The organism is Actinotalea sp. JY-7885, assembly GCF_014525465.1.
Lineage (GTDB): Bacteria > Actinomycetota > Actinomycetes > Actinomycetales > Cellulomonadaceae > Actinotalea.
Window position 1 is genome coordinate 1 of the sequence record NZ_JACEXH010000122.1, and the last position, 10,273, is coordinate 10,273.

Here is a 10,273-nt window from a genome sequence, read left to right on the forward strand (position 1 = left end):
GGCCCGGACCAGCTCGGCCCGACCCGCCGCGCCGGTGCGGACGAGCTGCGCGCGAAGCTGCGCGAGGTCGCCGCCGGCCTCGGCGCGGGCGCGCGTCACCTCGTCGCGCGGCGCACCCCCGCGATGGCGCTCGGCGTCATGGCGGCGCACCGCTTCATCTACGGCGTGACGTTCATCGCGAGCATCCTCATCGCCCGGAACCTGCTCTCCGACCCCGCCGACAGCGCGGCCGGGCTCGCGACGTTCGGGCTCGTGCTCGGCGCGTCGGCCGTGGGCTTCGCGGGCGCCGTCATCCTGACGCCCCTCGCGCACCAGCGCCTCACCCCGGAGCAGTGGATCGTCGTCTGCCTCGGCATCGGCGCGGGCAGCCAGGTGCTGCTCGCCGTCACGGTGGAGCGGACCGCGGTGCTGGTCGGCGCCGTCCTGCTCGGCCTCGCCGCCCAGGGCACCAAGATCGCGGTCGACACCATCGTGCAGCGCGACACCGACGACGAGTTCCGCGGGCGCGCGTTCGCGCTCTACGACGTCTTCTACAACGCCGCCTTCGTGGGCGCCGCCGCCCTCGCGGCCGCCGTGCTGCCGGACACGGGCTGGTCCCGCCCCGCCTTCGCGGCCCTCGCGGTCGCCTACGTCGTCACGGCGGTCCTGCTGCGGCTGGGCGTCGCGCGGGCCGCCGCGGCGGCCGCCCGGCACGTCGGGTCGGACGCCGTCCCGCTCTAGGATCGGCCGCGTGAGCGAGCCGACGGGCCAGGCCGACGCCCTCGCCGACCTGGCGGCGCGCGCCGTCGTCGACGCCCTGGCGCTGCCGGAGGGGGCGCACGAGCAGGCGGCGGCCACCCTGCTCGTCGACCTCGACGCGGGCACGGTCGTGTTCGCGAACCTCCTCGCGACCCAGCTCGCCCCGGACGTCCGCCTCCCGGCCCCGCTGGCCGAGTGGTCCCGCGCCGCCGGGCTCCGGACCCAGGACGGCCTCGGGCTCGACGAGGGCCTGCGCACGCTCGCGACGATCGCGCGCGAGGCGCCGTCGCGCGGGATCCAGGTCAGCGCGGAGCGGGCCACCGGCGACTCCGCCCTGCGCGAGGCGCTCTGGGTCGTCGGCGTGCCGCTCGCCGGCGCGCCCGCCCCGCTCGCGCACCAGGCGCTGGTCGTCCTGCTGCCGCTGCGGTCGCGGACCGCGGCGGCCGCCATGCCGGACCTGGGCACCGACGTCCACGCCCGCGCTGCGGTCGCGAGCAGCGTGTCGTTCACGATCACGGACCCCACCCAGCCCGGCGACCCGATCGTGTGGGTGAACCCGGCGTTCGAGCGCGTCACCGGCTACCGGGCCGAGGACGTCATCGGCACCAACTGCCGCTTCCTGCAGGGCCCTGACACCGACCGCGAGGTCGTGGCCCGCATCCGCGCCGCGCTCGAGGCCCGCACCACGGTCGCGGACACGCTCCTCAACTACCGCGCCGACGGCACGCCGTTCTGGAACCAGGTGGTCATCAGTCCCGTCCTGGACGCCGACGGCCACGTGACGCACCACGTCGGCATCCAGGCCGACGTCACCGAGCGCGTGCAGGCGCTGCTCGCGCGCGAGGCGGCGCTCGACGAGGCCCGGGTCTCGAGCCGCCGCCTGCACCTGCTGGCGGAGGTGAGCCAGACCCTCGCGGAGCACCTCGACTACACCGACGCGGTCCGGGCGCTCGCCCAGGTCGCCGTCCCGCGGCTCGCGTCGTGGGGCTTCGTCGCCGTCGTGGACGAGCGCGGCAGGTTCGACGGCCTGCACATCGTCGCGGCGGACCCGGTCGACGCCATCGACGCCGCGGAGCTCGAGCGCGCCGACCTCGGCTGGCTCACGCGCTCACCGCGCATCGCGCACGCGCTGGCGAGCCCGGCCGGACACGTCCCGGTGGCCTCCCCCGTCGACGTGGCGTCCCTGGCCGCCCGCACGACGCCGCGCCAGCTCGCCCTGCTCCACCGCCTCGGGCTGGGCAGCGCGCTCGTGGTGCCGCTGCGGGCCCGTGACGGCGTGCTGGGTGTCCTGGTCCTGGTCGTCCGAGACCGGCACGACCTGCTGCAGGAGAACGTCATCACGGCCGCGCACCTCGGGCACCGCGCCGGCGTGGGCCTCGACAACGTGCGCCTGTACCAGCGCGAGCGCGAGGCCGCGGTGACGCTCCAGCGCAGCCTGCTCCCCGAGCTGCCCGAGATCCCCGGCCTCGACGTCGCCGCGGCCTACGTCCCGGCCCTCGACCGCGCCCAGGTCGGGGGCGACTGGTTCGACGTCCTGCCGCTGCCCGACGGCGCCGTCGGCCTGGCCGTGGGCGACGTCGTGGGGCACGACCTGCACGCCGCCGCGTCCATGGGCCAGCTGCGGTCGGTCCTGCGCTCCTACGCGTGGTCCGGCCAGGACGCGGGCACGGTCGTCGCGCGGCTCGACGAGCTGGTCCAGGGGCTCGGCATGGCCGACATCGCCACCTGCGTCTACCTGCGCCTCGAGGGCTCGACCCTGCGCTACACCCGCGCGGGTCACCCGCCGCCGTTCGTCCGCACGGCCGACGGCGTCGTGCGGGAGCTGGACGGCGCGCTGACCACCCCGGTCGGGGTCCCGGTGCCCGGCCGGCCCGTCGTGGAGGCCGCGGTGGACCTGCCCCCCGGCGCGGTGCTGGTCGTCTACACCGACGGCCTCCTCGAGCGCCGCAGCCGTCCGCTGCGGCGCGGGATCGCCGAGCTGCGCGCGACGCTCGAGGCGATGCCCGACGGGATGGACGCCCGCGGCATCTGCGACCACCTGGTCGCGACGCTCGCGGGCGGCGAGCACGAGGACGACGTCTGCGTCCTGGTGGTGCGGCGGGACGCCGAGCCGGACTGAGCCGCCGTCAGGCTCCCGGCCCGGCCCGTCCGCCCGGCCGTCCGCCCGGCCGCCCACCGGGCCGTCCACCGTCCGTGACGACCTCCCAGTCCGCGACGGGCCCGGGCACGACCACGAAGAGCGGGTGCGGCTCGGGAACCTCGACGTCGCGCCAGCGCGCGAGGACGTCGGGGCTCCGGGCGGCGAGCTTCGCGCGCAGGTGGTCCCACTCGTGCGCCAGCTGCCCCTGCGTCACGTCGAGGCGCAGGGCGGCGTCGGGCGGTCCGAGCACGCGCGTCCGGTCGTAGGAGTAGCCGCGCCGGGCCGCCTCGTCCGCGAGCGCGTGCAGGAAGGTCAGGATCGGTGCCCCGACGTCGAGCGGCGGCCCGCCCGGCGCGACGGGGCCGGGCTCGCCCACGCGGAAGCGCCGCAGCTGGGGGTGGTTGCGGTACCCGCGCGTGGTGCCGGTGAGCACCTTCTGCGCGAGCAGGGCCTCGCGCCAGCCGGCCGTGAGCCCCTGGCGGTCGAGGTAGCGCGGGTGGACCGACCAGAGCCTCATGGGCCCAGCCTCACCCCGGCGGCGCTCAGCCGCGCGCCGCCCACCACTCGCGCAGCGCCCGCTCGGCCTCGGCCGGGTCCTGGGGCCCGTGCTCCATGCGCAGGTCGAGCAGGAAGCGGTAGGCCTGCCCCACCTCGCGGCCGGGCGGGATGCCGAGGATCGCCATGATCTGCTCGCCGTCGAGGTCGGGCCGGATGGCGGCCAGCTCCTCGTGCTCGCGCAGCTCCGCGATGCGCCGCTCCAGGTCGTCGTAGGCGAAGGACAGCCGCTCGGCCTTGCGCCGGTTCCGCGTCGTGCAGTCCGAGCGCGTGAGCCGGTGCAGGCGCTCGAGCAGCGGCCCGGCGTCGGTGACGTAGCGGCGCACGGCCGAGTCCGTCCAGCCGCTCTCGCCGTAGCCGTGGAACCGCAGGTGCAGCTCCGTCAGGCGCGCCACGGCCTGCACCGTCTCCTTGTCGAAGCGCAGCGCCTTGAGCCGGCGCGCGGCCAGCTTGGCCCCCACCACCTCGTGGTGGTGGAAGCTCACCCCGCCGCCCGACTCGAAGCGGCGCGTCGCGGGCTTGCCGACGTCGTGCAGCAGGGCGGCGAGCCGCAGGACCAGGTCGGGACCGGGCACCGGACCCGTCGGGTGCTCGTGCGTGCCCGTCTCGAGGTCGATGGCCTGGGCCAGCACCGTGAGCGAGTGCTGGTAGACGTCCTTGTGCCGGTGGTGCTCGTCGATCTCCAGGCGCAGCGCCGGCAGCTCGGGCAGCACGTGGTCGGCCAGGCCGGTCTCGACCAGGACCTCGAGGCCCGGGCGCGGGTCCGGCGCGAGCATGATCTTGACGAGCTCGTCGCGCACCCGCTCCGCGGACACGATCGTGATCCGGTCGGACATGCGCTCCATCGCGGTGCGGACGTCCGGGGCGAGCGCGAACCCGAGCTGGGCCACGAACCGCGCGGCGCGCATCATGCGCAGCGGGTCGTCGTCGAACGACTGCTCGGCCGTCACCGGCGTGCGCAGCACCTGCTTCGCGAGGTCCGCGAGGCCGTCGAAGGGGTCGACGAACGTCAGGGACGGCAGCCGGACCGCCATCGCGTTGACGGTGAAGTCGCGCCGCGACAGGTCGCCCTCGAGCGTGTCGCCGAACGCCACGACCGGCTTGCGCGAGGTGCGGTCGTACTCGTCCGTGCGGTAGGTCGTGACCTCCACGACGACGTCGGCACCCCCGCCGCGCGCGAAGCGCCGGGCGCCGATGGTGCCGAACTCGCGTCCGATGTCCCAGTGCGCGTCGCCCCACGCGGCGAGGATGCGCTGCGTCTGGTCCGGGGTCGCGGAGGTCGCGAAGTCGAGGTCGCTGCTCACGCGGCCGAGGAAGGCGTCGCGCACGGGGCCGCCGACCAGGGCCAGCTCGTGGCCCTCTCGCGCGAAGGCCTCGCCGAGCTCCACCGCGGCGGGGGCCAGCTCGGCGATGACCGTCAGCGCGCGGCGCTGGAGCGCCGCGAGGGCGCCCGGGTCGGGCGTGGTGGCAGGCGCAGTGGCAGCGGGTCGCGAGGTCGGCGGGAGAGGAGTGGACACGGGACACCAGCGTGCCAGATGCGGCAGCGCCCGCCGCCGTCCGGTCCCGCCCCAGCCCTGGTCGTTACAGTGGCGCCATGTCGAGCGCCGTCCCTCACCCGCGGCCGGGCCCCGTGCCCGCACCGCCCGGGGGCCACGCGCTGCGCATCCAGGCCCCCGACCGCACGGCCGCCTCGCGGCGCCCGGTGCACACCCTGCCGGTCGTCGAGGAGACCTCCGCGGGCGGGCTCGTGGTGCGCCAGGACGCCGGGGCGCCGCACGCCGCCGTCATCGCGCGCCGCAACCGGGCCGGGCGGCTCGAGTGGTGCCTGCCGAAGGGGCACCTCGAGGGCACGGAGACCCCGGCCGAGGCGGCCGTGCGGGAGATCGCGGAGGAGACGGGCATCCGCGGCGAGGTCGTGCGAGCGCTCGGCACCATCGACTACTGGTTCACGGGTGACGACCGCCGCGTGCACAAGGTCGTCCACCACTTCCTCCTGCACGCGCGCGGCGGCGTCCTGAGCGTCGACGGCGACCCCGACCAGGAGGCCGAGGAGGTCGCCTGGGTGGCGCTGACCGCGCTGCCCGAGCGGCTCGCGTACCCGAACGAGCGCCGGCTGGCCCAGGCCGCCACCCAGCTCCTCGCCGGCGAGGCCGGGTGAGCCCAGGGATGAGGGCGCGGTCGGTCGTCCGGCGCGCGGCCGTGGGCTCCGCGCTGCTCGCGGCGCTGCTGGGCGCGCCGGCCGTCGCCGCCGCCCAGCCGGCCGGCGGTGCTCCCGCCGGTCCGGCCACGACCGCGTCCGAGCGCGAGGACCTGCCGCTGAGCATCGAGCTGGACGCGGTGACGGGCATCCTCGAGCCCGGCCAGGACCTCGTCGTCTCGGGGACGATCCGCAACACCGGAGACGCGACTCTCGAGATCCCGCGCGTCGTGGTGCACCTCGAGCGGTCGGCGTTCGCCTCGCGCACCGAGCTCGACGAGTGGCGCGAGGCCGACACGACCGAGCCGTCGGGCCGCGGCGTGCTCACCGTGGACCTCACCGAGGCCGTGCCCCCCGGCGCCGCCCTGCCCTTCACCGTCACCGTGCCCGCCGCGTCCGTCGGCCTGCGCACCAGCGCCTCCTGGGGACCGCGCGGGCTCGCCGTGGAGGTCGTCGACCGCCAGGACGACGTCCGCCGCCGGCAGGGCCTGGCCCGCACGTTCACGATCTGGTTCCCCGAGCAGGACGTCACCCCGACGAGCGTCTCCCTCGCCGTCCCCGTCGTGGGACCGGCCGCCGGCAGCGAGCCGGGCACCGACACGCTGCTCACCGCCCTCACCCGCCCGGGTGGCCGGCTCACGACGCTGCTGAACGCCACCGCGGACCGGCCGGAGATCACCTGGCTCCTCGACCCGTGGCTGGTCCAGCGTGCGGCCGGTGGCGCCGCCCCCGCGGGTCCCGCCTGGGCCGAGCGGCTGCTCGGTGCGGCCGCGGACCACGAGGTGGCCCTGCTGCCGTTCGCCGACGTGGACCCGTCCGCGATCGCCCACTCCGGCTCGACCAGCCTCTGGGACGCCGCGGTCGCCCGCTCCGCGCTGACCGCGCAGGAGGTTGGCGTCCCGGACCCGGGGCTGAACCGCCTCGTCCTGCCGGCCAACCCGACACCCGACGCCGAGACGGCCGCCCTCGCGGGGACGGGCGGGCTCATGGTCGTCGCACCCGGTGCGCTGTCGCCCGCGGCCGAGACGAGCTACACGCCGTCGGCCCGCAGCACTGTCGAGACCGCCGCCGGTGAGGTCACCGTGCTCGTGCCCGACGAGCGGCTCTCGGCCGCCCTCGAGACCGGCACCGTGCAGGAGCGCCTCGACGACGAGACACGGCCCGACCAGCTGACGCCCACGACGGCGGCCCAGGACCTGCTCGCCGAGCTCGCGGTGCTGACCCGCGAGCGACCCAACGACGCGAGGCACGTGCTGATCTCGGCGTCGCGGCACTGGGACCCGGACCCCGCGCTCGTCGGCGCCCAGCTCGAGGCGCTCGAGGCGGCCCCCTGGGTGCGCACCGCACCGATCGCGGAGCTCGCGACCGTGGAGCCCGTCGACCGCGGCCGGCTCCCGGAGCGGGAGGTGGCCACGGCGGAGATCTCCCCGGCGCTGATCTCGACCCTCGAGCAGACGCTCGACCAGCGCGTCGCGCTCGCGTCGGTCGCCGAGCGCCCGGCGGCGCTGGTCGGTGACCTGGAGCTCGAGCGCCTCACGCCGTTGTCGGTGGCCTGGCGCGACGACCCCGACGGGCGGGACCAGGTGGTCGCGGCCGCGGTGGCACGTACGGACGCCCTGCGCGACGCCGTCACCGTGCGCCCCGGCAGCGACGTCTTCCTCGTCTCGACGACCGGCGAGCTGCCCGTCGTCGTGGAGAACACGCTCGACCAGCCCGTGACGGTCGTCGTCGCCCTGCGGCCCAGCGACCCCCGGCTCGTCGCCGACGAGGCCGTGACCGTCACGGTCCCGGGCGAGGGCCAGCGGGAGGTGCTGCTGCCGGTGCACGCCGTGCAGAGCGCCGACGTCCCCGTCACCGTCGAGCTGCGCACCGGGGACGGCGTCGTGCTGGACGACCGCACCGTCCTCACGGTCCGGGTGCGCGCCGAGTGGGAGGGGATCGGTGCCGCGGTGCTCGGCGGGCTCCTGGCCCTCGGCCTGGTCCTGGGCATCGTCCGCACCATCCGGCGCGGCCGGACCGCCGCCCGCGCGGCCCCGGTGGTGGCCGGGCCCGACGCCCTCTCGCCGGAGGAGGAGTCCGACGAGCTCGAGCCCAGCGGGACGCCGGGGCGGGCGGCACCGTGAGCAGCATCGGCCGCAGCACGGCCATCATGGCGGCGGGCACGGCCACCTCACGCGTGCTCGGCGTCGTCCGTGCGGCGGTCCTCGTGGCGGCGATCGGCCTCAACGCCCCCGCGGCCAACGCGTTCGCCGCGGCGAACTGGCTGCCGAACATGCTCTACATGCTCGTGGCGGGCGGGGTGCTCAACGCGGTGCTCGTGCCGCAGATCGTGCGCGCCTACCGCGAGCGCGACGGGCAGCAGTACGTCGACCGACTGCTGACGATCTCGATCTCGCTGCTGCTCGCCCTCACCGTCGTGATCACGGTCGCCGCACCGCTCGTGGTGCGCCTGGTGGTCAGCGACAAGGACCCCGAGTTCGTCGCGCTCACCACGACCTTCGCGGTGTGGTGCCTCCCGCAGGTCTTCTTCTACGGCCTCTACACGCTCCTCGGGCAGGTCCTCAACGCACGGGAGAGCTTCGGCCCCTACATGTGGGCGCCGGTCGTCAACAACGTCGTGGCCATCGGATCGCTCGGCGTGTTCATCGCCGCGTTCGGCAGGTACCAGGAGGGCGGTGGGTTCGACGACCCCACCACCTGGGACGCCGGCCACGTCGCGCTCCTGGCCGGCGGCGCGACGCTGGGCGTGGTCGTGCAGGCGCTCGTCCTCCTGGTGCCCCTGCGCCGCATCGGGTTCCGCTTCCGGCCGCGGTTCGACTGGCGCAACGCCGGCCTGGGCAGCGCCGGCCGGGTCGCCGGGTGGACCTTCGCCGCGCTCGTCGTCGGCCAGCTCGGCATCCTCGCCGTGATGCGCGTGACCTCGTCCGCGGCCCAGGAGTTCGAGGCGGACGTGGCGGGCAACAACGCCTACTCGCTCGCCTTCACCGTCTTCATGCTGCCCCACTCGCTCGTGACGGTCTCGCTCCTCACGGCGTTCTTCACCCGCCTGTCCGGCCACGCCGCGGCCGACGACCGCCGGGCGGTGCGCGAGGACTTCTCCAGCGGGCTGCGCACCATCGGCGTCTTCACGGTCATCGCGACGGCGGTCCTGGCCGTGCTCGCCCTGCCGCTGGTCCGCGTCGTGTTCCCCTCCGCGTCGCCGGGCGAGCTCGGCGCCCTCGCCCCCGTGGTGGTCGCGCTGCTCTTCGGTCTGTCCGCGCTGGGCGCGTGGTCCCTGTGCCAGCGCGTGTACTACGCGTTCGAGGACGCGCGGAGCCTCTTCTGGGTGCAGGTGGCGATGGCAGGGGTCGTCGCCGGCGGGACGATGCTCGGCGCGGCCGTGCTGCCCGCGCGGTGGTGGACCGTCACGGCCGGCGCCTCGATCGCGGCGTCCTACGTGCTGGGAGCCGTGTGGGGCGGCGTCCTCGTCCGGCGGCGGGTGGGCGGCACCGGGCGGCGCGCCGCGTCGATGCACGCCCGCGCCGTCCTCAGCGCCGGCGTGGCGACCGCCGTCGGCTGGCCGCTGAGCCTCCTGTTCGGCGACCTGGGCCGGCTCGGGTTCCTCCAGGCCGCAGGACTGTGCGTCCTGGTCGGCTCCGTCATGCTCGCGATCTACCTCGGCGGCCTGCGCCTGCTCGGCGTGGACGACGTCGCCCGCCTGGCGGCCCCGCTGATGGCACGCCTGGGCCGTAGCATGGGCGGGCGGGCCGGCCGGGACGGCACTCGCCAGGACCGCACGGACGGACGAGGGGATGGTCGGGTGGACGTCGTCGTGGAGCAGGGCACCCTGCTCGCCGGCAGGTACCGCCTCGAGCGGTCCGCAGCCACCGACCTGCCCGACGTCGAGGCGTGGGACGCCCACGACCAGATCCTCGACCGCCCGGTGCGCGCGCTCGTGCTCCGCGCCGGACGCGTCGCCCAGGCGCAGGACGCCGCGCGCCGCGCCGCCCTCGTGACCGACCCGCGCCTGCTGCGCGTCCTGGACGTCGGCGACCACGAGGGCCTGGCCTACACCGTCACCGAGCCGCTCACGGGCCGCACGCTCGCCGACGCCGTCGCGTCCGGCCCGCTCCCGGCGGACCAGGCGCGGGCGATCGTCGGCGAGGCGGCCGTCGCGCTCGAGGTCGCCCGACGCCGCGGCCTCCACCACCTCGCGCTGCGCCCGTCGGCCGTGCGCATCACGCCCGCGGGCGGCGTCGTCGTCACCGGCCTGGGCATCGACGGTGAGATCCTCGGCGGCGGCCCCGGCGACGCACGGTCGACCACCCGCGCGGACACCGTCGGCCTCGTCGCGCTGCTGTACCTCGCGCTGACGGGGCGGTGGCCGCACCGCGAGGCCATGCCCGACGCCGGCATCGCCGCGCCGCCCGACGAGGACGGCACGCCCGTCCCGCCCGTCGCGCTCGCGCCCGACGTCCCGAACGACCTCGACACGCTGTGCGCGGTCACCCTCGGTCCGCACGACGACGGCCCGCACAGTCCGGCCGAGCTGGTCCGCGAGCTCGAGCCGTGGGGCGCCGTCACCGCCGTCCCGGCGGACACCCCCGCCACGACGCCCGCGGCGCCGGCGGTCGTCCCGCCGCGCGCGGCCGCGGCGCGCGTCC

Annotated in this window: 6 protein-coding genes and 1 pseudogene; 5 read left to right on the forward strand and 2 right to left on the reverse strand. The window is 76.5% G+C overall.

Annotated features, from left to right (window positions below; translation table 11 throughout):
- Both IDM29_RS11540 and IDM29_RS11545 read left to right on the forward strand, forming a co-directional pair.
- Nucleotides 1–720 (forward strand): annotated as a pseudogene (locus IDM29_RS11540) (MFS transporter); the annotation flags it as partial.
- 10 nt (nucleotides 721–730) lie between these two features.
- Complete coding sequence (locus IDM29_RS11545; protein WP_309232723.1) at nucleotides 731–2,857, forward strand: SpoIIE family protein phosphatase; 2,127 nt, start codon at nucleotides 731–733, stop codon at nucleotides 2,855–2,857.
- 7 nt (nucleotides 2,858–2,864) lie between these two features.
- On the opposite strand, the gene IDM29_RS11550 is transcribed toward IDM29_RS11545, so the two are convergent.
- Both IDM29_RS11550 and IDM29_RS11555 read right to left on the reverse strand, forming a co-directional pair.
- Complete coding sequence (locus tag IDM29_RS11550; RefSeq protein ID WP_220457986.1) at nucleotides 2,865–3,395, reverse strand: pyrimidine dimer DNA glycosylase/endonuclease V; 531 nt, start codon at nucleotides 3,393–3,395, stop codon at nucleotides 2,865–2,867.
- A 25-nt stretch (nucleotides 3,396–3,420) separates the two neighbouring features.
- Nucleotides 3,421–4,950 carry a CCA tRNA nucleotidyltransferase gene (locus IDM29_RS11555; RefSeq protein ID WP_182112542.1) on the reverse strand — a complete coding sequence of 510 codons (1,530 nt, stop codon included), beginning with the start codon at nucleotides 4,948–4,950 and terminating at the stop codon, nucleotides 3,421–3,423.
- A gap of 77 nt (nucleotides 4,951–5,027) precedes the next feature.
- On the opposite strand from IDM29_RS11555, the gene IDM29_RS11560 reads away from it, so the two are divergent.
- The 3 genes from IDM29_RS11560 to murJ all read left to right on the forward strand — a co-directional run.
- Nucleotides 5,028–5,591, forward strand: coding sequence for an NUDIX hydrolase (locus IDM29_RS11560; protein WP_182112543.1), 564 nt, complete (start codon nucleotides 5,028–5,030; stop codon nucleotides 5,589–5,591).
- A gap of 8 nt (nucleotides 5,592–5,599) precedes the next feature.
- A complete protein-coding gene (locus tag IDM29_RS11565) occupies nucleotides 5,600–7,753 on the forward strand; it encodes a DUF6049 family protein (protein ID WP_182112544.1) in 2,154 nt (717 codons plus the stop codon).
- On the forward strand, nucleotides 7,750–10,273 hold a 2,524-nt coding region (gene murJ / locus IDM29_RS11570), incomplete at its 3' end, for a murein biosynthesis integral membrane protein MurJ (protein ID WP_309232724.1). The genes IDM29_RS11565 and murJ, both read left to right, overlap by 4 nt.

Excerpts from the sequence above, each read along its gene's own strand:
- IDM29_RS11550 (WP_220457986.1), bottom strand. The coding sequence starts at position 3,395 with ATGAGGCTCTGGTCGGTCCACCCGCGCTACCTCGACCGCCAGGGGCTC.
- IDM29_RS11560 (WP_182112543.1), top strand. The coding sequence starts at position 5,028 with ATGTCGAGCGCCGTCCCTCACCCGCGGCCGGGCCCCGTGCCCGCACCG.
- IDM29_RS11565 (WP_182112544.1), top strand. The coding sequence starts at position 5,600 with ATGAGGGCGCGGTCGGTCGTCCGGCGCGCGGCCGTGGGCTCCGCGCTG.